Source organism: Sphingomonas faeni (assembly GCF_030817315.1).
In the GTDB taxonomy this organism is placed as follows: domain Bacteria; phylum Pseudomonadota; class Alphaproteobacteria; order Sphingomonadales; family Sphingomonadaceae; genus Sphingomonas; species Sphingomonas faeni_C.
This window is the reverse complement of sequence record NZ_JAUSZF010000001.1, coordinates 3,287,753-3,313,305: the sequence shown is the minus strand read 5'-3', so window position 1 is coordinate 3,313,305 and position 25,553 is coordinate 3,287,753. Positions and strand designations below refer to the sequence as shown.

Below are 25,553 nucleotides of genomic sequence, written 5' to 3'. Positions count from 1 at the left end.
ATCCGCTTCGATTAGAAGCGAAGGGATGTTCGGACGCCCCCCACCAGCGCGCTACGGTTTGGGGTCGACGGTGCAGGGCGATCCGGATCGTAGACGTCGATGATCGCCTGGACGTTCGGTTGCAGGTAGAAGTTCGCGCCGAGATGTGCCTGATAGCTCAGTTCTATCGCCTTTTCCGGGGGCGGAGAGCGACCGCCGATAGGCGTGATGAACGCGGCCGCAGCGGCTAGCCCGATGACGTCGCTCGGTCGGGATGCGATTGCGCCGGCGAGCGTGACGCCCGCGTCTGCGTAGCGGCGTATCAGATTCCTGTCAGCGGGCGACGCCGTCACGCGTGCGAAGGCGTGCAGGCTGCGCCCGCCGCGTTGCCACAACCGGCCGTCGACGATTGCATAGACGGCACGGTCGCCGTGCATGGTCGCATTTGCGGGCGTGCGCAGGTCCGCGTACCGATCGAAGCTGACCCAGCCGCCTATTGTGACCGTCCAGGCGGGATCATCTCCGACACCGGCGCGAACGATCTCCGCGATCGCGAGTGGCGGCCGTTCTAACCGCCAGCCGGCTAGACCATGGACATCGCGGCCCGGCGGATTGCCTGTGAAGAGCGCGGCGCGAGCCGTCGTACGGCCGGAATCCGCGGTGGCGGCAAGTCGCAGCCCCGGCACTGCGATGGGATATGCCGGACCGCCACCGGGCAGATCGATCGCGAAACTGCCGGGCCAGCCGAACGTCGAGTTGACGAAGAGACTCGCGGTCGGGCTGATCGCAAACTCCTGCCCTGCCGTAAACTGGCCGGCCCGCAGTGACGCGCTGCCCAGCTTCTGTTCGAACCACAGATTAAACAGCCGCAGCGCCGGCGGCGCCTCGATCCCGCTGACGGTCAACAGATTGCCGACACGGCTTGCCGACAGCCCTTTGCCGACTATGGATTGGATGCTGACATGGGCGGTCGCTCCGCGCCAGCCGACCGCACGCGCCAGATCGGCATCGCCGATGATGCCGACGCGCTGCAGGTACGCCGTCCCCTTCCGCCTGCCCCCGAAGACATCGGCATTGGCGTCGCTGTTGTAGGTGATTGCCAACGTCACGGCTCGCGCGGACGGAGCCGGCCCATTCTCCAGCCGGCTCTGTGCGGCAACGGGCGGTGGACCCTGCGCGGCGACGGGCGGTGCGCCCTGCGCGGCGGCGGGTCCTGACGTGGCAAAGCCGAGCGCGATCAGGACCGCGCCACGCCGCGCCGCGTGGTTCATTCCAAGTCGAACCGATCGAGGTTCATCACTTTGCTCCACGCCGCCACGAACGCGTCGACGAACACCGCCTCTGCATCGTCGGTGGCATAGGCCTCCGAAATCGCGCGCAGCTGCGCGTTCGACCCGAAGATCAGGTCGACGCGCGTACTGCTCCACCGCACGGCGCCGGTAGCGCGATCGCGCGCGATGAACATGTCCTTCTCATCCGCGGAAGGGACCCAGGTCATGTCCAAGCTCGACGCCAGCAAATTGACGAAGAAGTCGTTGGTCAACAGCCCCGGCCGGTCGGTGAACACACCGTGCGGCGACCCGCCGACGTTGACGCCCAGCACGCGCAAGCCCCCGACCAGCACGGTCATTTCCGCCACGGTAAGCTTCAGAAGATCGGCACGGTCCACGAGCATCTCCTCCGCCGACCAAGGCGCGCTTGAGCCGACGAAGTTGCGGAACCCGTCTACCTTCGGTTCCAGGTAGGAGAAGGATTGGACATCGGTCTGCTCCTGCGTGGTGTCGGTTCGCCCGGGCGTGAACGGCACCATGACGGCATGGCCGGCCTTTCGCGCGGCCTCCTCGATCGCCGCGCCTCCGCCGAGCACGATCAGGTCGGCGAGCGAAACCCGCGTGTCGCCGCGCGCGGTGGCATTGAACGCCTGCTGGATGGCTTCGAGCTTGCCCAACGCGACGGCGAGATGCTCCGGTTCGTTGACCGCCCAGTCCTTTTGCGGCGCGAGCCGAATGCGCGCGCCGTTCGCGCCACCGCGCTTGTCAGAATTGCGATAGGTCGAGGCCGACGCCCAGGCCGTGGCGATCAGCCGGGCGGTGGATAGCCCGGATTCGAGGATCTGCGTCTTGAGCGCGGCGATCTGTGCCCGGTCGATCACCGGATGATCGCGGACCGGAACCGGATCCTGCCACAGTCGCGGCTCGGGGGGGACGTCGGGGCCGCGCAGGCGCGTGTGCGGCCCCATGTCGCGGTGCGTGAGCTTGTACCACGCCTCGGCGAACGCCTTCGCGAACTCGCCAGGGTTCTCGTAATATCGCCGCGCGATCTTGGCATAGGATGGATCGTGGAGCAGCGCGATGTCCGTGGTCTGCATGATCGGCGCATGGCGTTTCGTCGGATCGTGCGCGTCGGGCACCGTACCCTGCGCCTCCGGGTTGATCGGCGTCCATTGATGGGCGCCCGCGGGGCTGGTGGTGCGTTCCCACTGATAGCCGAACAGGTTGCTGAAATAGCCATTGTCCCAACGGATCGGATCGCTGGTCCATGCCCCTTCAAGCCCGCCCGTGATCGTCGCCGCGCCGTTGCCTGTGCCGAACGCGTTCTTCCACCCCAAGCCCTGCTGCTCGATCGGCGCGCCTTCCGGTTCGGGCCCGACGTAGTCCTTGGGCGGCGCAGCGCCGTGGTTCTTGCCGAACGTGTGCCCGCCCGCGATCAAGGCGACGGTCTCGGCATCGTCCATCGCCATGCGGGTGAACGTCTCGCGCACGTCGCGGATCGCGGCGACGGGATCAGGCACGCCGTTCGGTCCTTCGGGATTGACGTAGATGAGTCCCATCTGGCTCGACGCGAGCGGCTCTTCGAGATGACGATCGCCGCTGTAGCGCTCGTCGCTACCCAGCCAGACCCGTTCCGGGCCCCAGAAGGTGTCGTTCTGAGGCTCCCAGATGTCGACGCGGCCACCGCCGAAGCCGACGGTCTTCAGCCCCATCGCCTCGATCGCGCAGGTGCCGGTTAGCACCAGCAGGTCGGCCCAGCTGAGCTTGCGGCCGTACTTCCGCTTGATGGGCCACACCAGCAGCCGCGCCTTGTCGAGATTGGCGTTGTCGGGCCAGCTGTTGAGCGGGGCGAAGCGTTGCGCCCCCTGTCCCGCGCCGCCGCGGCCGTCACCGGTGCGATAGGTGCCGGCGCCATGCCACGACATTCGGATGAACAATGGTCCGTAGTGGCCGTAGTCCGCCGGCCACCAGCTCTGCGAGTCGGTCATCAGCGCGACGATGTCACGCTTCACCTCGTCCAGATCGAGCGTCGCGAACTCGGCCGCATAGTCGAAGGCGGCACCTAGCGGGTCCGGCTGCGGCGCGTTCTGACTCAGTACCGATAGATCGAGGCGGTTCGGCCACCAGAGCCGGTCGGTCATGTCGAACAGCACGGCGTTGCCGACGACCCGTCCGTCATTCATCGGGCATTTGCTTTGCGCAGCCATGAGCATTCCTTGGGATTGGATCTGACAGGGAAGTTAGCTGGACCGCATCCGCGGAGAAATCATACGATGGTGTCAGACGAGCTGTCAGCTGGCGGCCAGCGTAACTGCCGCCTCAACCCTCTTTCGGGTCCAGGCCGCGCCAACTCGTAGCGCCCGAGCGATCGCCTACGTTCATACGACGCCGCTGGTCCGGTGCGGAGATCCAGGCGGTGGTCGATAGACAGCCAGCATCGCGGCGGTGGCCTTACGCTGCTCGTGCAGCCTGGCGATCTTCGTCGCCAGCGTATCGGCGCGGTCGGTGCCGACGCGTCCTCGTCGCGATCGATCTCGTCCAACCGGCCGGTTAGCGCTGCAATCGTGCATCTGCAGAAGCGGGATATGTCGCCAGCTTCTCGCAGCTGAAGTTACGCGCGGATGTCACCGCCTTGAGCCGCGAACCGTTCACCGTCACTAGGTCGCCGTAACGGTTCGAGTCTGTGCCACAGGACGACGGACGCTCGGAAGCACACGGCGGACATCCGGTTCAGACCGCGCGCACGGATTGCTCCGCATCTTCCACCAGCCTTGCGAAGCCTCCGAGTGATCATACGCCTCGATTTTCGACGGAAAGCGATGGTCCCATAACAGTTGGGTACAGATCGTCCAATTAACGCAGGCAAATCCAATACCTGATCTTAAAATTCGTCCAGACCCTTGAAGATGAAACAGAAACGCAACCGCGTGAATCTGGAGAACATCATGTCGTTCCCGCGCTCAACGGGCGATCAAAGTGGCGGAGCAAGACAATGGACACTTTGATCCTATCCCGGCTGCAGTTCGCGTTCACGATGGGCTATCACATATTGTGGCCAGCCTTCACGATCGGGCTGGCATGGTTCATCGTGTTTCTAGGTGCGGCGTGGCTGCGCACGAGAAATCCTGTCTGGAAACAGCTTCAGCTGTTCTGGATCAGGGTCTTTTCACTCGCATTCGGCATGGGCGTCGTGACCGGCGTCGTGATCTCGTACCAGCTCGGGCTCAACTGGTCCGCATATGCGCGGGCCACGGCAGACGTCATCGGACCGTTGTTCGTGCTCGAGGTTCTCACCGCCTTCTTCCTCGAAGCGGGCTTCATCGGCATCATGTTGTTCGGCAGGGACAAGGTCGGGGACAAAATCCATTTCGCGGCATGCGTGATCGTCGCCACGGGGACCGTCATATCCGCGTTCTGGATCATCTCGGCCAACAGCTGGATGCAGACGCCGACGGCGTTCACGGCCGCGAGCGACGGACGGTTCGTGGCGACCGACTTCTGGGGCGTGGTCTTCAATCCATCGATGCCTTACCGCTTCGCCCACATGGTGACGGCGAGCTTCGTCACCGGATCCTTCGTCATCGCCGGCGTGGCCGCCTTCTGGCTGCGCCGCGGCCGTCCAGCCGATCAGGGTGCGGCACGCGCTGCCTTTTCGGCCTCGCTTCTCCTGGCGGCGATCCTGGTGCCTTTGCAGATGGAGATCGGCGACCAGCACGGCCTCAACACGCGGCAGCATCAGCCCATGAAACTGGCCGCGATCGAAGGCCGATGGGAGACAGGGAAGCGCGTGCCGCTGACGCTCATCGCCTGGCCCAACCAGAAGGAGGAGCGCAACGATTACGCGCTTGAGATTCCGGTCTTGGGCAGCATCATCCTGACGCATTCGCTCGACGGCGAGGTGAAGGGGCTGAAAAGCGTCCCTGCGGCGGACCGGCCGCCGGTGCCGCCGGTATTCTTCGCGTTCCGAATCATGGTCGGCTGCGGCGTCGCTATGCTGGCGCTCGCCATGACCGGTCTGATACTGCGCTGGCGCGGGCGCCTCTATGACACGAGGTGGTATCAATATGCCTGCATGGCAGGCGTTCCGCTGGGTTTCATCGCGACCTTGGCGGGCTGGATGATCACGGAAGTCGGCCGCCAGCCTTGGGTCGTCTACGGATACATGCGCACTGCTGACGCGGTGTCGCCGATCGCTGGCGGTGCAGTAGCCAGTTCGCTCGGCATAGCGCTGATCCTCTATAATCTACTGCTGCTCGGGTTCCTTTGGTACGCCGGCAGGATGGTATTCCGCGGGCCTGGCGACCTAGCGCCGATCCCACCGGTCGTGCGGCCGGTGGGCGCCCACAACCTGGCCAGCATCATGCCGAGGAATGAGCCATGATAGACTATTCTGTCATCTTCGCCCTGCTCGCAGCCGTTGCGATCGGACTCTACGTCACACTGGATGGCTTCGATCTGGGCGTCGGGATCCTTTTCCCCTTCGCTCCGGCCACATCCACCCGCGACACCATGATGAGATCGCTGGCGCCGATGTGGGACGGCAACGAGACGTGGCTCGTACTCGGCGGCATGGTCCTGCTTGCAGGCTTTCCGGCGGCTTTCTCGATCCTTCTCCCCGCATTCTACGTCCCGTTGGCACTGATGCTGTTCGGACTCGTACTGCGAGGCGTCGCATTTGAATTCCGCTCGCAAGGCGGACCGTTCGAGATCGGCTGGACGATCGCCTTCTCGGGCGGGTCGATGCTCGCCGGGTTCTGCCAGGGGGCGATCCTGGGCTCGTTCATCGGCGGCGACGTGACGGCGGTGGACGGTCGGTATGCAGGCGGTCCGTTCGACTGGCTTCACCTCTTCTCGATCGTGACGGGGCTCGGCGTTCTGAGTTTCTACGCGCTTCTCGGCGCATGCTGGTTGATCTGGCGGACGGAAGACAACGTCAGGATCTTCGCCCGCGAGATCGCCCGCCCCGCGCTCCTTGCCACCGGAGCCGTGATCGCCGTGGTCAGCGTGTGGACACCGTTGTCCCTGCCGACCGTCGCTGCCCGTTGGTTCACCTGGCCGGGCACCTTCTATCTTGCGCCTCTTCCCATCCTGGCCGCCATCGCTTGGACAACCGCATGGTTGTCGCTTTGGAGCCGCCGGGAATGGCTCCCGTTCGCTGCCGCGATAGTCCTTCTCCTGACGGCATTGGCAGGCCTAGCGGCGAGCATCTGGCCCGACGCGATCCCTGGGGTGATGACTATCTGGCAGGCGGCCTCGATGCGTCGGACCCAAGTCATCGTCGCATGGTCCGTTCTGCTGATCCTGCCTGTCGTACTGTCCTACGTGGGGTTCAGCTACTGGATATTCCGCGGCAAGGTCCAGACCGTACGCAAAGCCAATACGGGGTATTGAGCACGGCCGCCGACCGGCGAGGCGAGATCGTTTCGACCATGAACGAAGCCGTTCGGCCGCGGGAATAGCGACTCCCCGCGGCCGACGGATCATCGCACGCGCATGGCCCCGCCGGACCAGCTGATCCGCGAGGGCGTCTGCTCACTCCAGAATGACCGTGGACGCTCGGCAGTCCAGCGAACGGCGAAACGCGCATACGGGCGCAGTTCGCGTGAGGCCTGCGGGACTTGTCCGCATACTCACGTTGTCGCCCGAGCGTCTAGCTGGCCTTCGGGCGGTCATGCCTTGGCACTCGCCATCTCGCCTGCTGGACAAACATCGTGGCCGGTATCCGTCAAGGCCGCTCTGCGATCCTTCGGCGCTGACCGTTCTCCAGGATCCGGCGCGGCCTCAGCACGCAGAAAACGCACAAAGTCATACCTCCGTATGAAAGTCGGAACCAAATCCGCTGTGGTACCCAACCGGTGGCTTCGAAGGGGATCCCCCTTCAGCTTCAGGTTAGATCAGCCAACATTCGGAGATAGCTGACATGCTCGCAAATCCGGTTCTGCAACAGCAAGGCATGGCAGCGGCGACGCTCATTCGTGGCGCCCAGGCCGCTCTGGACTACGACATCGACGAGGCGCGGGAATGCCTGCGGCAGCTCGAAGGGCTGCTTCGCCCTGCGGAGGTCGAGCCCCAGCATCTGCACGCGACGCCTGCGGCGAGGCCACAGGCGGTCCGCGGGGGGCTCGCGGCATGGCAGATCCGGATCATCGCCGATCATATCGAACGAAACTTGAATTCGACGATCGCCATCGCCGACCTCGCCAGGATCGCCCGAGTGAGCAACGGTCACTTCTGCCGCGCATTCAAGGTGAGCATGGGCGAAACCGCACATACCTACATCACGCGCAGGCGCATCGCGCATGCCCAGATGCTCATGATGACCACGACCGATACGCTGAGCACGATCTCGGATGCGTGCGGCCTGACCGACCAGGCTCACCTCACCCGGTTGTTCCGGCGGTTCGTTTCCGAAACGCCGCTCGCTTGGCGCCGGTCCTGGCGGCAGGCGGCTTAAGCCACCCGTCGCCTAACTGTGCTTAACAAAGGTGGCACCAGATGAGCATGCAATCGTTCGGCCATACTGCGCCCTACTCAGCCATGAAGATGAACATTCCGTCTGATTATCCCGCTGGGGCATCAAGCGATGCGCAGCGCATAGCCGACCTCCGGTACCGCCTTGCGGTGTCGCGATCGGCGACGGCTGATCGCAATCGCCTGATGGCGGTCGCAGGCCATGATCTGAAGCAACCTCTCCAGATCATCAGCCGCGCGCTCGAGCGACTGGCGCCGCACGCCAGCGGACCGGATGATCGCATGTGGGCGCGCGCGGCGGAAACGCAGATCGTACGCTTGGCGACCGGCTTGACGGATCTCGCGATGGCGTCCCGCGCAAAGGACGACGAAGTAAGCCGGTCTGGCGTTCGATGCTTTGCGATCTCCGCGGTCCTGAACGAGGTCGAGAGCGGCTGGTGCATGGAGGCATCGGCCCGGGGCCTCGACCTGCGATTCGTTCACTGCTCCGAGATCGTAAGGAGCGACCCTCGGCTATTGGAGACGATCCTCGGCAACCTCGTGGGAAATGCCCTCAAGTACACTCGGTCGGGCCGGGTGGTCGTAGGCTGTCGACGAATCGGTTCATCGATCAGCCTCCAGGTAGCCGACAGCGGTGAGGGCATCGCCGAAGCCGATCGCGACAGGATCTTCCGTCCGTTCGAGCAGCTCGATGCCCAGACCGACGGACTTGGCTTGGGCCTCTATCTCGTGCGCTCGCTGTGCGACTCCCTGAACCACGAGCTATCCCTTGAAAGCCGGTTAGGCGTCGGAACGCGGTTCGCCGTCACTCTTCCAAGGTTTCGCCCCTGATCGCGTGAGCACCACGGTCCTGACACCGGACCGCGGACGGGACGTCCTGGGCCGCATCGGTGGCTTTCCATCATGACCCCAGTTGCTCCGGCAAGAACACAACAGGCACGCCAACGGTCCGTCGACAGGCTCATCCCAGAAGGAAACCCGTTCCATGATGCTCCCCTCGTTCAACGTGAACGACTGCGTACTGGTCCTCGTGGATCATGCTCCTCGGAGAACTCCCGAAGAAGGCATGGCCGGTGAACCGGCCTTTCATGCCAATGCGTTGGCGCTCGCCCGTGCGGCGGAAGATTTCAACGTCCCCGTCGTGCGGTCACCGTTGCTGACGGAGAGCGAGAACTTCGACGCGGACCTGGGGCGCCCCTCCGAGCTTGCGGACCTCTCGGTGATCGAAGAGTACCCCACAAGGTGCTGTGAGAACGAGCGTGTTCGACGGGAGGCTTTCCGTACCAGACGCGGAGCCCTCATATTTGCAGGTGGTCTTTCCGAGGCGCTCATCAGCTATTCCATCCTGTCCGCGTTGGCGGACACCTACGATGTACTGATCGTCGTCGACGCATGCGACGGCCTGGACCCGACCGCTCGGAACTTGGCGCTGCGCCGAATGTCCGCTGCCGGGGCGACGATGACGACATCGAAGGAACTCCTGCTTCGGTTCGAAGTCGAGCGCCAATGGCACGATGGCGGCGGAGCGAACGGTACTCCGCCGACCGGTCTGGCACCTCAAACCGCAACTGCATTCGCGCCGTCGACGCGATTGCGACAGTTCGCTGAAGACTGAGCAGGAGAACCGGAATGACGGATCAGCCTTTCGACAGCGTGCTCGCGATACTGCCGCAGGCAAGTATCGCGTCGGGACGCGCGAACACGCCAGCAGCCGGCGTACTATACCAGACCTCTTTGATGTCTGCGCTGGTTGAGGGTGTCTACGATGGAGACATGACCTACGGAGAACTCCATCGGCATGGCGATTTCGGTTTGGGCACGTTCAACGCCCTCGACGGAGAGATGATCGGCTTCGACGGCGTGTTCTATCAGCTTCGCTCCGACGGTAGCGCAAGAATCGTAACCGACGATCAGCGAACACCGTTCGCCGTAGTCACTTTCTTCAGGCCGGCGCTCAGCTTGCACTTGGCGGGATCTGCCAAGAACGAGGTTGTCGAGGCCCTGACGGCGAAGAGCGAACAGAACATCTTCACGGCGATTCGGCTCGACGGCATTTTCAAACGGGTCGTCACCCGTACCGTGCGGAATCAGCACCGCCCCTATCCTCCGCTGCAGGATGCGGCGAAAGGTGAGAAGGAGACCGTCTTCGAGAACATCGAAGGAACCCTCGCCGGATTTCGGACCCCTGCCTATGCCGGCACTCTGGGGGTGCCGGGCTATCATCTGCATTTCCTCAACGCCGACCGGACGTCCGGTGGCCACGTGCTCGACTTCGTGGTCGACAGCGCCACGGCGGAGCTCTGTCCCGTGTACTCGCTCCATGTCGAACTGCCGCACACGGCGGCATTCGAAAAAGCCGCACTGAACGATCCGGATCTTTCCACGAAGATCTCCGCCGCCGAAGGATGACCGGCGCTCTCCCATCTCAAACGATTGGATACCCCGATGACCAATGCCTCCCCGCAACAGCGAAACGGTGCAGACGTCGTAGTAGAAACCCTGGAACAGCGTGGGACCACCCACGTCTTCGGCGTCCCGGGCGCGAAGATCGACAGGGTATTCGATCGGCTAGTCGATTCGTCGATCCAGACCGTCGTCTGCCGGCACGAGCAGAACGCCGCCTTCATTGCAGGCGGCATCGGCAGGATGACGGGGAAGGCCGGTGTTGCGATCGCCACCTCGGGCCCCGGAGTATCCAACCTGGTCACCGGCCTGGCGACCGCGCACTCGGAGGGAGATCCGATGGTCGCGCTCGGCGGATCGGTCGCGGTCGCCGACCGACTGAAACTGCTCCACCAGTCGCTGGACTCCGTTGACGTATGTCGGCCAGTCACCAAGTTCGCTGCCGAAGTCGATTCCCCTGCGGCAACCGCGGAAATACTGTCCGCGGCGTTTCGAGCGGCCGAGAGCGGGCGTCCCGGCTCGGCGTTCGTTGGCTTGCCGATTGACATCATGAACGGCCCCGCCGCCTGTTCGCCTATACGCCTGCGTTCCGTCATCGAGCAGGGCGCAGGTCCGGACGTCGCGCTGGCGGAAGCCGCCCGGCTCATAAACGACGCGACGAACCCGGTCGTGCTTCTCGGGTTGATGGCCAGCAAACCCAGAGTCGCTCAGGCGATCCGGGCCCTTCTGGCGAAGACCGTCCTGCCGGTGGTCGGTACGTTCCAGGCGGCAGGCGCCCTGTCCGAGCGCGAGTTCGAAGCGTTCGGCGGTCGCGTGGGACAGATCGCCAACCAGCCCGCGGACAAGCTGCTCGAATCCGCGGACGTCGTGATCACCGTGGGATACGACGCGGTGGAGTACTGGCCATCCATCTGGAACAGCGGCTCCGAGCGCCCCATCGTTCATATCGACGTCGTTCCCGCCATGATCGAGAACGATTACAATCCGTCGGTAGAGATCCTTGGTAGCATCGAAGCGAATATCGAACGTCTTAGCCGCCTCATCGTACGCAAGGGGTTGTCCGTCCAGAGCTCCGGTCTGTTGAGGCATATCGCCGAAGACCGGACGAGGCTGATCACGGAGGCGGCAGCGCAGGGCGGCAGCCCGGTTCATCCTCTTCGGATCATCGCCGAACTTCAGAAGGTCCTCACTCCGGACGTGACACTGTGCTCCGACATGGGCTCGTTCAGTCTGTATCTGTCACGCTACCTCACCAGTTTTCGGGCCCGACAGGTGCTGATCTCCAACGGTCAGCAGACGCTGGGCGTCGCGCTCCCATGGGGCATCGCCGCTTGCATCGTGCGACCGGCGGAGAAAGTGCTTTCGGTATCGGGCGACGGCGGATTCCTCTTCTCGGGCATGGAGCTCGAGACTGCAGTCCGGCTGAAACTCAACCTTGTCCACATGGTCTGGATCGACGGAAGCTACAACATGGTGGCAGCGCAGGAGGAGCTCAAATACGGGCGGCATTCCGGGACCGACCTCGGACCTGTCAACATCGTCAAGTACGCCGAGGCGTTCGGCGCGACCGGTTTCCAGGTCAAGGGAGCGGACGACATCGCACCCGTCCTGCGCAAGGCCTTCGAAACGGACGGGCCCGTACTCATCGGCGTGAACGTCGATTATTCGAAGAACGCCGCGCTTTTCGAAATGGTTTACGACGGCAGCCTGGTTTAGGTCGACCCGTCATAACGCCGGGTCACCGCGTGTATGGTCGAGAGGGATGCGGTCAACGAGCCGGGCGCGAGGAACCGGCAGTCGATCGCGCCGGCGGTGAGGCCGCCGTCACATCGGACATCACGCGGAGGATGATCGGCGGCGTCTTGGTCGATCGAGAACGGACGCGAAAAAAAAGGAGCATGACATGATCGACCCGCGACGCTCATCGGACGATCCCTATTCGCGGACCGCTCAGATCTATCCGGTCCTGGATGCCGAGATGATCCTGCGGATCGCACCTTACGGTCCCAAACAGACGTTTACCGAGGGGGCGACCCTGTACAGGCGCGGCGAGCGCCGGGCAGACTTCTTCGTCGTCCTGTCGGGTAGAGTCGGCGTGTTCACGTCCGACGACCTCGGCGCCGAGCATCTGCTGACGGTGCACGAACGCGGCCAGTTCACCGGCGAACTTGATCATCTCAGCGCCCGCGCGCTGCTCGTCACGGCGAGAGCGCTTGGCGAAGTCGAAGTCATCCGGATCGCGGCAGCGGACTTCACCGGCTTCATGTCAGCGGAACCCGACATCGGCGAGGTCGTGATGCGCGCATTCATATTGCGGCGGATGGGCTTCATCCATCACGACCGGGCCGGCATCACGTTGATCGGCCCGGCGAACGACGCCGACACGGTGCGACTTGAACGGTTTGCAGTACGCAACGGCTATCCAGTACGGCTGATCGACACACGTGCCGATCCTACGGCATCGGACCTAGTCGTCGAGTTCGGTCTGGAACCGCGGGACCTGCCGGCAATCGTCACGGCGGAACTCGTCCTGCGTAACCCGTCCACACCCGAATTCGCCGATGCGATCGGTCTGACCGAACGTTTCGATCCCGATGAGATCTGGGACGTGGCGGTAATCGGTGCAGGCCCCGCGGGTCTGGCCGCAGCGACCTACGCCGCTTCGGAGGGTCTGAAGACCGTCGTGATCGAGGGCCTGGCCCCGGGGGGCCAGGCCGGCACGAGTTCCAGGATCGAAAACTATCTCGGCTTCCCGACTGGGATATCCGGCCAGGCACTGGCGGGTCGGGCTCAGGTGCAGGCGCAGAAGTTCGGCGCTCGGATCGCAATCTCGAGGCCTGCGACATCACTCGACTGCAACGTCCGCCCCTACCGCATAGGACTCGAAGGGAACCAGAGCCTGCGTGCGACGGCGATCATCGTCGCCTCGGGAGCCCGTTACAGGAAGCTCTCGGTCCCGGGCTACGACCGCTTCGAAGGCCACGGCGTGCAGTACGCGGCAACGGCCATGGAAGCGATGCTATGCGAAGGTCACGAAGTGGTGGTCGTCGGCGGCGGGAATTCCGCCGGGCAGGCCGCCGTATTCCTGTCCCGCCATGTCAGCCACGTGCACGTTCTCGTACGCGGCGCGGGGTTGGCGGCAACGATGTCGAACTACCTGATACGCAGCATCGCTTCGTCGTCACGGATCACAGTCCATCCCTACAGCGAAGTGACGCAGCTCGCCGGCGACCGAACGTTAGAAGCGATTTACTGGCGCGACGTTCGGACGGGCGACGTCACGAGCGTGGCGTCGGGCAGCCTCTTCGTCATGATCGGCGCGGAGCCGAACACCGATTGGCTGAGGGGCTGCCTTCAGTTGGACGAGAACGGCTTCATCGTCGCCGGTCGTGATGATGATGGCACTCCGCTCGCCTCACCCTACCAGACAGCCAGGCAGGGAATATACGCCGTCGGCGACGTACGGGCGGGATCCGTCAAGCGGGTGGCTGCTGGCGTGGGGGAAGGTTCGGTCGTCGTGCAGGCGGTTCACGCCTATTTGGAGAGCTTGGCCGTCTGATATTCGTTTCGATGATCCTGAATCTCCCAGCCATTCTGCTTGCACCGACCCAGGGACGGCCAACACTCGTCGAGCGGCTTGCTTGCCGTTCCTCCGGCCGTGGGGGCGCAAGTGTAGCAGCGGCGCAGTAGGTCAGTTGATGACGAAGACGCCCGCCCCCCATACTCCCATGTCGCTGTGGACCAGCGGCAAGCGCCGAGTAAGCACGGGCGGTCCTCACGCCCCGCTGCGTCCGCCAATGGCGGACGAGGAGACGAGTTTCGCCGCGCTTCGAAAGCGTATCGCCACGTCCACGTTCATCGAAAGCGTTCCCCGCGTCGCCATCCACAGCAAGGAAGACGCGACGGTCGCCTTTACGACGTCCAGTGGCGGCCAGGATTTAACTAGCGGCAACTACGTCCTGCCCGTCGTGCAGCCCAATTTCCACATCACAACGGCCTATCCACTGTTGCGGATGCTTAGCGTAGCGCAGCGATAGGCGAGATGGATTATATTGTCCGATAGCCATGCTGGCTAAACGCAGTGCGGTACGGCAAGGACGGCAGATGTCGATCGAAAGCTTCATCGTCAGATACGGTCTTGCCGCAATCTTTCTCGGCGCGGCGATTGAGGGGGAAACCAGCGTCGTCACGGGTGGCCTGCTGGCGCACCAGCATTTGTTGCCGTTATGGGGTAGCGCGGCGGCGGCGGTGACGGGATCGTTCGCCGCGGATCAACTCTTCTTTTTCGCGGGCCGCCGGTACCGCGATACCAAGCGCGTCCGCCAGATCGCTGGGAAACCCGCCTTCGCCAAGGCGCTTGATACGCTCGAACGTCATCCGACGGTGTTCATCCTTGGCTTTCGATTTCTCTACGGCTTGCGCACGATCAGTCCCATCGCGATCGGCACCTCGCACGTCCCTGTTCGCACCTTCATGGTGCTCAACGCGATCTCTGCCTTGGTGTGGGGCGTTGGCTTCACTGCGATTGGCTATGTATTTGGGGACGGACTGATCGAGATGGTGGACGGCATTATCCCAAAGCAGAAGCTGGCTGAAGTTGCGATCTTGGTCGTCGTCGCGGCGCTGATGATTAGTGGAGTTCGGTATGGGCGCGTACGGCTCGCGCGTAGGGCCCGTGCGGTTGAAGCTCGCGCGAAGGCCGCTGCTGCATCCAAATTCGATTGATTGGGGCGGATGCCGGTGTAGAGCACAAACTGTTCCGACGCCTGCGACGTCGCGAGCTCGGCTCCCGTAGCAAGTTTCCATTCTCTCGCGCTGCGGCCGGAAATGGCGTTTTGACCGGTAGCGCAACGACGCCAAACGCGACATCGCACCGGCGATCACCGGTGCGGCGAAGGCAAGCGCGTCAGTATCCGGTCCCGCCGTGCCGAGCGTCGGTACATTGACCAGCAAGAGCGTACCCATCGCTTCGGCCCTCGAAATTAAACAATAGCCGTGCGTGTCCGCGCCCCTCGCCTCGTTACGCGCGACGATTGTGCCGGTCGCGAACCCGGCGTCGCGTAGCGTGGTCGCGACCGTCTTCGCCATGCCGTAGGCGCCCGATAATGAGCGGCGACCGTCACAAATTCACCGCGGCTGTGAGTTCCAGGCGACGTCGGCGAGGGTCCGAATAATAGCTGTACCCTGCCGGAGACCCGACAACGGTTGCCGGTGGCCGATCCAGCAGATCCTGCACGCCGAAGCGGAGATCGAGCGTCCGCGGCCGCCGCGCCATCGGCGTCAAGCCAATCCGGTACGCGGTGTACAGATCCATGGTGAACTGGGCCCCGATCGTTCTGGCACCTTGCCGCCGGCTGTCGGTATCGTTTGCAACGAAGCTTACGGGGCTCACGCTGTACGAACCATGATATTGCCCACTCGTCCCAAGGGTGATCGGCCCTTTAGACCACGTGGCACCGACGTTGCCGCGCCATTCGAGTATTCCCTGAGCCATGTTTACATAGTTGAGGATCGGATATTGAGGCAGCACGAAGCTTCTATAGCGGGGCTGCCAGCTCGCCGAGGCGATCAGAGAAAGATCACCTTTCGCGGCTCGGATCGGGAGCGCCATACTGACATCGACCGCATCGAGCTCGGTATGGCCGATCCTCAGGTAGCTCGCGTCCAGCTTGGTGACGATGCCACCGGTAAATCCCTTGGCGGCATCATCGGGTGAGAGCTGTAGACGCGTAACGCGATCGGGAAAAAGCGCTTCGTTGGTGAGGAAGAACGACGCATTGCCGATATTGCTGCCGTTCACCTCCCGTGATCGCCGGATACGGGTGTAATCGAACGACAACGAAGGCCCTCGCGTACCAAAGGGCGTCAGGATGAACCCAGCGGACAAGCTCTGTGCACGTTCGGGACGGATGTCGTCGCGAAATACAACGAATTCGTACGGCGCATCGGCTCCGACCAGCTGGCTGCCCCGTTTCGGGTCGTTAGCAACGCCAAACACGATAGCGTTGGCAACCGCACTGATCGGGGGGGCATTTTCCCCGGAGGCAACGCTCGCCCGCATCGTCAAACCTTGTAGCGGCTTGATCTTGAACCCGGCGGTGAAAACCATTGCGCCATGCTTTGCAGCCGTGAAGCGCCTATACGCGATCGTCGGGTTATCGAACGGATCATCACCGATGCTCGCCCGCGTATCATCGCGTCTTGCCGCCAGTTGGAGTTCAAGCCCACGCAACGGTCCCGACCGCGCATCTTCGGAGAAGATGGGCGCACGCAATTCGATGTAAGCCGATCGGACCCGTTCGCCGAAGGCGCGACGCGGTTGAAGATACACACGATTGAAAAGTTCGGCACGGTCGACACTCGGGCCGACGCGCTCACGGCGTTGTTCGAGCAACATCGTGGCAACGAGCGCTCCCCCGGGTAGCGTCACCACCGGGCCGGCGAAGCGTGCCGTAGCGTCACTGAAGAGGTTGGTCTGCTCGAACATCCCCGTCGCCGGCGCCGCCAGTTGACCTAATGCATCCTGGAAGGCCGTGGTATCGCCGAACGGGTCAAGTTGAACGGTTCCCCGCGCTGACGATCCGGTCAGCATGAGGTAGCCGGTGGCGCTGTAGGAGAGGCCGCTGGTCGCCAATGTCTGTTTTGCGCTACCGAAACTCAGGTCGAAATTGGCTGTCCACGTTGCGGGCAGGTCGATAATCGCACCGAGGCTTTGTCGAGCCGTAGCGATGCGCTGACCACCATGAGTGCCGTATGCCGGAACCGGGAAACTCACGTCGATCGGCTGAAGGAAGGGGTTTCGAGGATCATCCGCGGAGAGCCGAAGGGTCGGCGAGAAGCCCCCCAACGCAACCTGACCACGATCGAGCAGATAGACGAGATCGGCATACAGCTGGACTCCGCCAAAGCGATGCCGGACATTGGCTAGAATTGCCGTCGTCCGCTGCGCAACGGTCAGTGACTGGCGCCCCCCGCCGACCGTGCTCGCCGGGAGGTAATCGAGACGACCGGCGTTGTTCAGCAGTTCGGCCCCGATGACAGTGGGGGTTCGGCTGCCGCCTGGCGCCAATGTGGTCAGTCGGCTACCGAGCACGGCTCCGCCGTAATCCTGTTTGAGCACGAGGGGTGCGGCGCCCAGCACGTTGATCGAGTTCGATATCGGTAGATCGCTGCCGAAAAAAGCCCCCGCCGGTTGCGCGAACAGCCGTTCGCTCGCTCGAGCACGGTAATCGCGCTCCGCCACACTAAGCCCGGCGCTGACTGACGCACTGTACGCCAGCATCACGTCCGTCGCTCCGTGATCCGGCGTGAAGCCGACCCGTGCATCGAGCCGACCATAGGGCGCATCGCCGCGCTGAGTTATTCCGCGTGTAGCGGTGACCTCTATGCCGCGATAGTCGCGCCGAAGCACGAGATTGACGACACCAGAAATCGCTCCAGGACCGTAGATTCCGCCAGCGGTGGAGGTAATGACTTCGGCACGTTCAATCGATTCTACGGACAGCGCGTTGACGTCGGACTGGATGAATCGCACTTGCAGCGAGGGCAGTCGAGGCAGGCGGCGCCCATCGAGCAGAACCAACGTCTGATCTCCGCCCAAACCACGCAGGTTGATCGACGACTGTGGAGTACCCTGGCCGCCGACCGGCGCTTGAGAGAACGACACGCCGCGCTGGTCGGCCGACATGCGTTTGCTGAGCAGCTCTTCAATCGTCGCGGCGTGCGCGTTCCGTACGTCTCGGCGGGTTATTACCTGATAGGGCTGGATGTCGCTGGCACGACGGCGGATGTCCACATTCTGCGTCTTTCGCCCGATCACGACGATCTCCGGCATCGGTGGATCGATCGTCGTCGTAGTCGCCTTGCTGCGTTCGCCGGTCACGATATATCTGCCAACGCCGACCCGTTGCATCGTTAATCCGGTGCCGGCAAGTGCTGCTGCCATAGCCTGTTCGAAGCGATAGGTTCCGGAGACTGCTGGCGCACGTACCGTGCCGATCATCATGTTTGAGAAAGCCAGATCAACACGGAAGCGTCGCGCCAAGTCAAGCAACGTAATCCGCAGCGGCTGCGCTGGCAGACTTATGCGCTGCGACCGCTCTGGCGATGCGCTAGCTGCCACCGGTATCGCCATTGCGAGGCAGATACCGATGGGTCCAGTCAGCTCGAGACGTCTCACTTTCTCTTCTTAGCCGAGGCAAAGCGCGAACGACCGTATACTGATCTGTCGCCAGACGCAGGGTTCCGTCGCATAGAAGGATTAGGTGAGTTCACCAAAGTTCGAATCCCGTTAGTGGATCGATCGCGGGACGGTACCTAGACAGCCCCCGTTCGACCTGGGCGAGCGGACGGATCATCATTGTGAGTACGTCGCATCGACCGTGATTTCTGTCTCGACGACCGAGCCCCCGCCGCGTCGATCCGTCTCGCGCGTTGTGAGCCTCAACCCGTCTGTATCGCCGTTCCGGGAATCGTCACTGCTCGCCGCAACGACTAACCGCTCCTCAGGACAACTCGTCTGATCCGCTTTGCCGATTCCAGGACGTAGACCGGTCACCGCGGTATCGCGAACTCGAAGACGGTTCCGCCGGTCTCGACATGCGTCGCGGTCAACGTGCCGCCGTGCGCCTCGATGATGGAATTGCAGATTGCCAGCCCCATGCCCATTCCCTTCGTCTTGGTGGTGAACAGGGGCGTCAGTATCTCCTTCAACTTCTCCGGAGGTATGCCGCAACCGTTGTCCTCGACGCGAACAGCTATGGCAGTGCCACTGTCGAATGTGGAAACAGCGACGTGCCGACTGGTGGCGGAACGATTCTCTACGGCGTCAATCGCATTGGTGAGGAGATTATGCAGGACCTGCTGCAGCTGAACACGGTCGCCAGGTACCGTCACGTCCTCACCAGCATCGAACCGGCATGCCAGCTGGATTTGGTGCGCATCCATCTCCGGCCCGATCAGCTCGATCCCGTGCCGGACGACGGCATTCAGCGAGACGGGAAGTAGCGCGGGGCTTTCCTGTTTCGCGAGTGAACGAAGCGAGCGAACGATTTCAGAGGCTCTGACGCCCGCGCCGTGAATGCCATCGACGCATGCAAGCGTTTCCGTCAGGTCGGGCTCCTTGCGGCGCAGCCAGCGACGAGCAGCGTCGCTGAGGGCGAGGACGCTCGCCAGAGGTTGATTGATCTCGTGCGCGATCGAAGCCGCGAGCCCGCCCATGACGGAAAGATGGGACGTCCGCGCGAGTTCGGACCGGGCGACCCGGAGCGACGCGGCCGCGTCGGAATGATACTTCAGGGAATTGGCGACGTCGGTGTAGGTTCGCGCAGACTCCAAAGAGATTGCGGCTTGGGCGGCAAGGAGTTCGAGACCGTCGATGTCACACCCGCCGAAGCCTTGCCCCCCTGCACGCCGGAACAGCAGGATCGCACCGATCCGCAAGTCCCCTTTCACCAAGGGCAGACAGAGGGTTGCATGCACCGCCTTTTCCCGAACCGGCTCCTGAAAGCCGGCGCTGTCCTGCAGGAGGCAGACCGTCCGAGCTTCAAGAGCCTCCTTTAGGACGGCCGAAGGCAACCTGTCTGCAGTGGGGATCGTGGTATCGACGACGACACTCATCTCGTCGCCTTCGAGGTACCCTGAGGCCGCGACCACGGGATCGCCATCGCGAAGCAGAATGAGCATCGCGCTGTCCGCCGAGGCCTGCTTGGCAGTCGAGCGTATCAGCTTTTCGACCAGCGGCACGAAGCGCAACTCCTGGGAGAAGTCGCGCGCGATCGCCACCAGGGCCGCTGGCACGAATACGTCAGGCTCGTCAGTACGATCCCGACGACGAGCTGCCAGACCAGGATGACGGCGTTCGACCCACTGTGCCTTTTCGAATGCTCCCCAAGTGCGATAGTCGGCGCAAGCGTCCGCCAGATAGCTTGCTGCCGCCCCGTCGAGTTCGAGGTCCGCTGCATGGCGGCCTGCCAATTCGCGCGCGAGCGCACGCTCATGGACGAACGCGGAGGATTGATCGACAGCTCGATCGAATGTCCGCATGGCGCTGAGTTCATCACCTCGAAGACGCGCGATCTCCGCATCGACGAGCGAAAGCTTGTTCGCGAACGTCGCGGGGTTGCGGGCTGCCCAACCGGCAAGCCGAGCACGATGCGGTCTCATTGCGGCCAAGGCGTCTTCGGCCGGGTGGAACCGTGCGGCGTTCAACGCCGCGAACAACTCGAAGTACGCCAAATCGATGTTGGCGGGGACAGCCCATGTGAGCTGAGCTGCCTCGCCGAAGACCGCCGCGGCGCGCGGAGTGTCCTCGAACATGTATGCAGCGATCCCGTCATACAGCCGGACCCAGAATCGCGTCGAGGCGGACGTGATTTCGCCGAGTTCTTCGTATCGCTCAGCGACCTCGCCGACCGAAAGTCGACGCACGAACGACCGCTGCGCGGCGATAAGTATCTCGATGTCGCGGAAGTCGATCCGGCGGGTGAGTGCCAGACCGCGGTCCGCCTCATCCTCTACGACAGCAAGGCGTTCCCCGCTGAGAATGAGATCCGACACCAGATGGTTTCTAGCGTAGCAGGTCATGCCCAGATCGCCCGCAGCGCTGCCGGCAGCGATCGCGTCCCGCGCCGTGGCCAAAGCGTAGTCGAGAGGTTGGGTCCACGGGCTCAACTGGTCGACCGCGATGAGCACGGCCGTACGCTGACCTTCGAAACCATGCAGATCGACCAGCGCAAGCGCCGCTTGGGCAAAGGCGAAGCCATCCTCGTACCGGTCGTACATGTCTGCGATGAAGACGCCGAACCAAGCCAGCCCGTGGGCTGAATCGGCGGTAACCCCGTCCTTCAGCGTTAGCTCGATGATGGCGGCTGCATGCAGAATCCGCAGCCCATCGTCCGAGAAGATCGCGGCGAACAGTCCGGACAGAAGCGACGTTATCAGACCGGTGGTTGGATCCTCCGCGAGGCGTAGCTTCAGAATGTCGGCGGTCGGCCGATTTCCCATGAGCGACTGCACACGTTCGCAAGCCTCGCGGCACTGATCCAACGAAGGATAGCGGGATAGAGGATGCCCCAGAAGCGCCAAGCCTTCCAACGCGGCGTCGATTGCCCCGTTGTAGTCCGACTGGACGGTGCGAAGGCCGGCGCGCAAGCGATAGCAGCCCGCCCGATCATATTCGTTCGATGCGCGTTCTATCAGCATGTCTATTTCGCGGTCAGCGACGTCGATCTGTCCACGAAGCAGCATCTGCTCGCAGCGCGCGAAATGCAGAGAGAACATGAGAGGATAGCACGCCTCCCACCAGTCGCTCGACGCGAGGCTTAGTGCGGAGTTCACGTATTCCACGACCTGATCCACAGCGGCTGCCTTTTCCGCAAACGCGACGGCAGCGTGCAGGAGCATCGCAAAGGCTTTTCGGTCTTCGCTCGACAACCATCCGACATCGATTGAACAATCGGTGGGTTGCTTGCCGATCGCCTGAACTATGTGACCTGCGACTTCAAAGGCCTGCTCGGGCGATGATGTACAGTCGCTTTTCAACAAAAGCGTCGCGATCCAGGCGTGCTTTGCCGCACGTTCCTCATAAGGCGTAAGAGACAGAGCCGTTGCATGGATATGATCGTGTGCGAAGGCGTATCCTCCACCGACCTCGACGACGAACCCGGCCTTGATCAGGCTCTCCATCCGTTCGCGGGCGGATGAGACATCCATTCCCGTGATCGTCGCGAGGAGGGGTACCTCACTCCGCCCGTCGAGCAGCGCAAGCGCGCCGAGAAGATCGATTTCACCTTGTTCGAGGCGGCCGATCCGTATGGCCATGAAGTCGAGAACGTCACCGACCTCGCGACGTCGAGCAAACCGTCCGCGGCTCCAGTCCCATCGGCTTTCATCCAAGCCATTGTTCGAGGTTCGCTCCTCTCGCAGCGTTTGTAGAACCTGTTGCACGAAGAAGGGATTGCCGTCCGTTTGATCATGAACGGCCTGGGCCAGGCCCGCGGCGTCGTTGACCTCTCCGAAAGCCGCGCTCAGCAACGCCTCGGTGTCTTCGACGTTGAGAGCGCGCAACGAAAGATCGGAGACCGTCATGTCGCCGGTTCGGATCTGCTCGAGCAAGCCGCCGGGCTCGGCGAGAGATGCGGATTCGCTGTCCCGAAGCGCGATGATCAGAAGCACGTGGCGTGGGGGTTCCTCTGCCAACGCTACAAGCAGCGCCAGAGTGGATGGGTCCGCCCATTGGAGGTCGTCGAGAAAGAGTATGAGCGGTGAAGTAGGCGTCGCCAACGCTCCCAGCAGCGCCACCACGCCTCGACGAATTCGAGCCTGCGCGAGGGTAGGCGGTAGCTCCGGCAATATGGCGCCTCGTCCGAGCAGCGCCTGGGCTTCCGGAACAAGGTCTACGACCGACCACGCCTCTCGTCCGATCATCTGCCGCATCTGGTTACGCAGCCTGTCCAGCTCAGCGTCGCTTTCCCCAAGCGCGCTATCGATCAACGGCCGCAGCAGCTGCATCAACGGAGCAAACGCCACGTTCCGCTGGAGCAGATCGCTCTTTCCCGCTCCAAAGCGATGCCCGTCGCTGCCGAGCAGAAAGCGGAAGCGATGTACCAGAGCCGACTTACCGATGCCGGGAGGACCCGAGATCAGTACGATTTCCGATCGGCCCGTCGATTTTACGCGCGCATAGCTCTGGGTGATCGAGGCGACCTCGACAGTTCGTCCGAATAGGCGCCCTGTCGCTGGGACGGAGGTTTGCGATCGTCCGTCCGGACCAGGTTTATCCGCAGGCGCTACACTCATCGCTACACTCTCGCCTTGGTTAAGCCGGGTACAGCACTACGGATCAGGAAGACCGGCCTCCACCCCCAAATGGGGGGCCGAAGTGGCACGACTCCGTTGACCATTCGCTCACTGTCGGCCAGCCGTCGGGATGGTTTTGACAACTCAGGCAGACCGGAAGCCGCCAGCGAATGAGCTAGGAACGACATCAGATCGGCGTCCTGATCGGATAGACCGGTAGCAGGCTGCAACGATGCCTGCCGATCCAACGAAACGTCGCTGCGACATGGTTCGCCTTTGGCATGAACAGTCGACGCCCATCACCGGTATTACTGAGGGATCAGCCGTGTATCGGCCCTCGCCGGCTAACAATCATACGAAGGTTTGGAGTGGGCCCAAGGACGAGTGGTCCGTCGAATGATCGTCCCGGCATCGTCGGCCAGCCGCTTGCGCCACCGATCAGTCCACCGCCACGCCAATCTCACGCGGTCGAGCGAATAGGGTCCAAGGTCGGAGAATGCCGGTCCATTCGGCTTACCCCCTTGAGGCGCCCTGTACGGGGAGACGGGATCGGCCTGTTGCGTGCGATCTTATCGCAACACGAGGCCCTGACGGGTCGAGCGACGTCATGCCGACGCTGCGGCCTGCGTAGCAGCCATCTGTGAGGCCTCGGCCGGTTGTACCTCAAGTCGAGATCTCGGGCGCGACGCGGCCCGCGGCATACAAACCAAGGTATAGTATCGCGTGTGGCGAATAGGTTAGATACAGAACCGGCGGGCAATCCGACGTCAGGCGAGATATCGATGAACTTGAAAGTACCGCTCGTCGCTATCGTCGAGGATGACGAGCTACTGCTCTCCGCGACGGCCAGCCTGATCAGATCCCTCGGCCTGATGTCCGCCCCCTTCCGTTCCGCCTTGGATTTCCTCGAGGCGCCGCAGGAGGCGGTCGGCTGCATAATCTCGGATCTCCACATGCCCGGCATGACCGGGTTGGAACTCCAGGAAACGCTGAACGCGCAGGGAAGCCAAATTCCATTCATCCTGGTGACGGCTTATGCCACCGAACAGACGCGAAGCCGCGCACTCGCGAACGGCGCACACTGCTTCCTCGAGAAGCCTTGCACGGCTGATGCCCTCGTCGAGTGTCTGGAGCGGATATTTGGTCCGCTCGATGGCTGAACTCGATCACGACCAGCAGTCATGTCGGGGGTGTCCGGTCGATGTCCGTACTACGTTGATCAGTTACTGAATCCCGCTTCCCGAGCGGGACCGATTCTGCGGTTCCGTCATTCTGCAGGCCGGCAGTCGGTCATCGAACGGGGAGGCGTGAAACCATTCGGGTGCGGTGAAAGTGTTTGCGTGAGTATGGAGGCGCGCCCGATCGCGGGCGGCTTTCCAGGCGGATGCCGCCTCCGTCTGCAAGGACGGTTCGATCGCAGCGTTCACGCTCCAAGCAAGGCGCGGCTGACGCTCATCCGGCGGGATCCCGCGGGCCACTGCACTGGTCGGAAAAGGCTCCCCGCCGCCGGAGCTGGCGGGGGCACTCGGTGTGACGTGAACGGGAGCGACCAGCCTGCGCAGGGCCGATAGGCTGCGGGACGAAGGAGCGAAGGCCTCAGTTGTGTCGTATGCTCAGGCCTTCAAACCCGACGGAGCTTCCTCCTCCGGTGTCCTGGGTGTAGTTCCCCGCCTTGAAGTACAGCTTGCTGCTGTCAAAGCTCGCGTCGAGGTACGTCGTCTTGGAACTGCCGTTGACGGTGACCTTCAGCAGGCCGCCCTTGTCGAGCGTTATGGAATAGCTGAACCATTGCTTCAGGGGGATGCCGGTGACGATCGTCAGGCGCGTTCGCGGGCTGCCGGACGCCGTGGTGTTCTGCTTCATGACGTCCGCATGGATCGTACCGTTCGTATAATGCAGTTCGACCGGCGGTCGCGGTGTCGTCGCCTCCTGGTGGATCTGACCTATGACGATGTCCCCGCTTGCCGGAAGGTCGTAGATGTTCACGCGCGCAGCTTGGGCGGCGCAGCCGTCGTTCACGTTCCAAGTGCGGTTCTCCTTCAGTTCCGATCGCGGATACTTGGAGTTCGGCGTGGTAGCCAAGCCGCTCGTCGGAACCCTCATCACGACCCTGGCCCCTGTCTGTCGCTCGAAGTACTGACTCGAATAGCCTGACAGCTGACTGCCGGAAACCGTGTCGGGCTTGCCATCGCCGTTCGCGTCGATCGGGAGCTGAAGCGTTCCATACGAAGACGTGCTCGTCGACGTGGGGATCGGTATCGAACATTGCGCGAATGCCGGCACTCCGACAACAGCGCCCGACAGGAACAAGGCGAAGCTGCCCATGCGGTGTGTCGATCTCGTCATGATTTTCCCTCCTGTTGGCCGTGACCTGCCGCTGACGGACCGATCCGCCTTCCGGCACGCATGCGGCGTTGGCATCCTCTCGTGGGCCGGGCGGCGGACGGTTGAATGCCGCGCTCCGTCTGCTCGACCCGACTCGGCGGCGTTCGTTGACGCCGCCGGCAGTGGACCATGCCCCGTGCGTCTAGTCAATTAGTTGTATGACAACATGTCCAGCGAGTGTGGGTTGTTTGCGCCGTACACCAGGAACACCCGGAATGTGCGGTGGGAAGCCTGTGGACTGGGCTC

General features: G+C 63.0%; 16 protein-coding genes. 11 read left to right on the top strand and 5 right to left on the bottom strand.

Translation table 11 applies throughout. The features are described from left to right. Positions 1–11: 11 nt before the first annotated feature. Positions 12–1,250, bottom strand: coding sequence for a carbohydrate porin (locus QFZ54_RS15420; protein WP_307088525.1), 1,239 nt, complete (start codon positions 1,248–1,250; stop codon positions 12–14). After that, positions 1,247–3,457 (bottom strand): catalase/peroxidase HPI, encoded by a 2,211-nt coding sequence (gene katG / locus QFZ54_RS15415; RefSeq protein ID WP_307088524.1) that lies wholly within the window; start codon positions 3,455–3,457, stop codon positions 1,247–1,249. The genes QFZ54_RS15420 and katG overlap by 4 nt, the downstream gene beginning before the upstream one ends. A gap of 785 nt (positions 3,458–4,242) precedes the next feature. Here katG and QFZ54_RS15410 point away from each other — a divergent pair. From QFZ54_RS15410 to QFZ54_RS15365, 10 genes are all read left to right on the top strand, one after another. Next, a complete protein-coding gene (locus QFZ54_RS15410; protein ID WP_307088522.1) occupies positions 4,243–5,631 on the top strand; it encodes a cytochrome ubiquinol oxidase subunit I in 1,389 nt (462 codons plus the stop codon). Then, positions 5,628–6,641: a cytochrome d ubiquinol oxidase subunit II gene (locus QFZ54_RS15405; RefSeq protein ID WP_307088520.1), complete on the top strand. Its 1,014-nt coding sequence runs from the start codon at positions 5,628–5,630 to the stop codon at positions 6,639–6,641. The genes QFZ54_RS15410 and QFZ54_RS15405 overlap by 4 nt, the downstream gene beginning before the upstream one ends. Before the next feature lie 562 nt (positions 6,642–7,203). Beyond that, complete coding sequence (locus QFZ54_RS15400; protein ID WP_307088518.1) at positions 7,204–7,704, top strand: helix-turn-helix domain-containing protein; 501 nt, start codon at positions 7,204–7,206, stop codon at positions 7,702–7,704. 41 nt (positions 7,705–7,745) lie between these two features. Then, positions 7,746–8,552 (top strand): sensor histidine kinase, encoded by an 807-nt coding sequence (locus tag QFZ54_RS15395; RefSeq protein WP_307088517.1) that lies wholly within the window; start codon positions 7,746–7,748, stop codon positions 8,550–8,552. Between the two features lie 154 nt (positions 8,553–8,706). After that, positions 8,707–9,336 carry an isochorismatase family protein gene (locus tag QFZ54_RS15390; RefSeq protein ID WP_307088515.1) on the top strand — a complete coding sequence of 210 codons (630 nt, stop codon included), beginning with the start codon at positions 8,707–8,709 and terminating at the stop codon, positions 9,334–9,336. 14 nt (positions 9,337–9,350) lie between these two features. Further along, a complete protein-coding gene (gene budA / locus QFZ54_RS15385) occupies positions 9,351–10,130 on the top strand; it encodes an acetolactate decarboxylase (protein ID WP_307088513.1) in 780 nt (259 codons plus the stop codon). Positions 10,131–10,166: 36 nt separating this feature from the next. Continuing rightward, entirely contained in the window at positions 10,167–11,840 is a 1,674-nt protein-coding gene (gene alsS, locus QFZ54_RS15380) for an acetolactate synthase AlsS (protein WP_307088511.1), read from the top strand. 187 nt (positions 11,841–12,027) lie between these two features. Next, positions 12,028–13,683 (top strand): FAD-dependent oxidoreductase, encoded by a 1,656-nt coding sequence (locus tag QFZ54_RS15375; RefSeq protein ID WP_307088509.1) that lies wholly within the window; start codon positions 12,028–12,030, stop codon positions 13,681–13,683. Positions 13,684–13,822: 139 nt separating this feature from the next. Beyond that, positions 13,823–14,161 (top strand): DUF1993 family protein, encoded by a 339-nt coding sequence (locus QFZ54_RS15370; protein WP_307088507.1) that lies wholly within the window; start codon positions 13,823–13,825, stop codon positions 14,159–14,161. 67 nt (positions 14,162–14,228) lie between these two features. Continuing rightward, on the top strand, positions 14,229–14,849 hold the full coding sequence (locus QFZ54_RS15365) for a DedA family protein (protein WP_307088505.1): 621 nt from the start codon (positions 14,229–14,231) through the stop codon (positions 14,847–14,849). A 394-nt stretch (positions 14,850–15,243) separates the two neighbouring features. On the opposite strand, the gene QFZ54_RS15360 is transcribed toward QFZ54_RS15365, so the two are convergent. After that, positions 15,244–18,168, bottom strand: coding sequence for a TonB-dependent receptor (locus QFZ54_RS15360; protein ID WP_307088504.1), 2,925 nt, complete (start codon positions 18,166–18,168; stop codon positions 15,244–15,246). A 509-nt stretch (positions 18,169–18,677) separates the two neighbouring features. Then, complete coding sequence (locus QFZ54_RS15355; protein ID WP_307088502.1) at positions 18,678–22,922, bottom strand: trifunctional serine/threonine-protein kinase/ATP-binding protein/sensor histidine kinase; 4,245 nt, start codon at positions 22,920–22,922, stop codon at positions 18,678–18,680. A 788-nt stretch (positions 22,923–23,710) separates the two neighbouring features. Here QFZ54_RS15355 and QFZ54_RS15350 point away from each other — a divergent pair. Then, positions 23,711–24,082, top strand: a complete 372-nt coding sequence (locus QFZ54_RS15350) for a response regulator transcription factor (protein ID WP_307088499.1) — start codon at positions 23,711–23,713, stop codon at positions 24,080–24,082. 436 nt (positions 24,083–24,518) lie between these two features. On the opposite strand, the gene QFZ54_RS15345 is transcribed toward QFZ54_RS15350, so the two are convergent. Next, the gene (locus tag QFZ54_RS15345) at positions 24,519–25,268 is read right to left on the bottom strand and encodes a polysaccharide lyase family 7 protein (RefSeq protein WP_307088498.1); all 750 of its coding nucleotides are present in this window, start codon (positions 25,266–25,268) and stop codon (positions 24,519–24,521) included. Positions 25,269–25,553 lie beyond the last annotated feature (285 nt).

Bases quoted from the DNA above. Each gene is read 5' to 3' on its own strand.
- QFZ54_RS15420 (WP_307088525.1), bottom strand. From the start codon at position 1,250: ATGAACCACGCGGCGCGGCGTGGCGCGGTCCTGATCGCGCTCGGCTTT.
- katG (WP_307088524.1), bottom strand. From the start codon at position 3,457: ATGGCTGCGCAAAGCAAATGCCCGATGAATGACGGACGGGTCGTCGGC.
- QFZ54_RS15410 (WP_307088522.1), top strand. From the start codon at position 4,243: ATGGACACTTTGATCCTATCCCGGCTGCAGTTCGCGTTCACGATGGGC.
- QFZ54_RS15405 (WP_307088520.1), top strand. From the start codon at position 5,628: ATGATAGACTATTCTGTCATCTTCGCCCTGCTCGCAGCCGTTGCGATC.
- QFZ54_RS15400 (WP_307088518.1), top strand. From the start codon at position 7,204: ATGGCAGCGGCGACGCTCATTCGTGGCGCCCAGGCCGCTCTGGACTAC.
- QFZ54_RS15395 (WP_307088517.1), top strand. From the start codon at position 7,746: ATGAGCATGCAATCGTTCGGCCATACTGCGCCCTACTCAGCCATGAAG.
- QFZ54_RS15390 (WP_307088515.1), top strand. From the start codon at position 8,707: ATGATGCTCCCCTCGTTCAACGTGAACGACTGCGTACTGGTCCTCGTG.
- budA (WP_307088513.1), top strand. From the start codon at position 9,351: ATGACGGATCAGCCTTTCGACAGCGTGCTCGCGATACTGCCGCAGGCA.
- alsS (WP_307088511.1), top strand. From the start codon at position 10,167: ATGACCAATGCCTCCCCGCAACAGCGAAACGGTGCAGACGTCGTAGTA.
- QFZ54_RS15375 (WP_307088509.1), top strand. From the start codon at position 12,028: ATGATCGACCCGCGACGCTCATCGGACGATCCCTATTCGCGGACCGCT.
- QFZ54_RS15370 (WP_307088507.1), top strand. From the start codon at position 13,823: ATGACGAAGACGCCCGCCCCCCATACTCCCATGTCGCTGTGGACCAGC.
- QFZ54_RS15365 (WP_307088505.1), top strand. From the start codon at position 14,229: ATGTCGATCGAAAGCTTCATCGTCAGATACGGTCTTGCCGCAATCTTT.
- QFZ54_RS15355 (WP_307088502.1), bottom strand. From the start codon at position 22,922: ATGAGTGTAGCGCCTGCGGATAAACCTGGTCCGGACGGACGATCGCAA.
- QFZ54_RS15345 (WP_307088498.1), bottom strand. From the start codon at position 25,268: ATGACGAGATCGACACACCGCATGGGCAGCTTCGCCTTGTTCCTGTCG.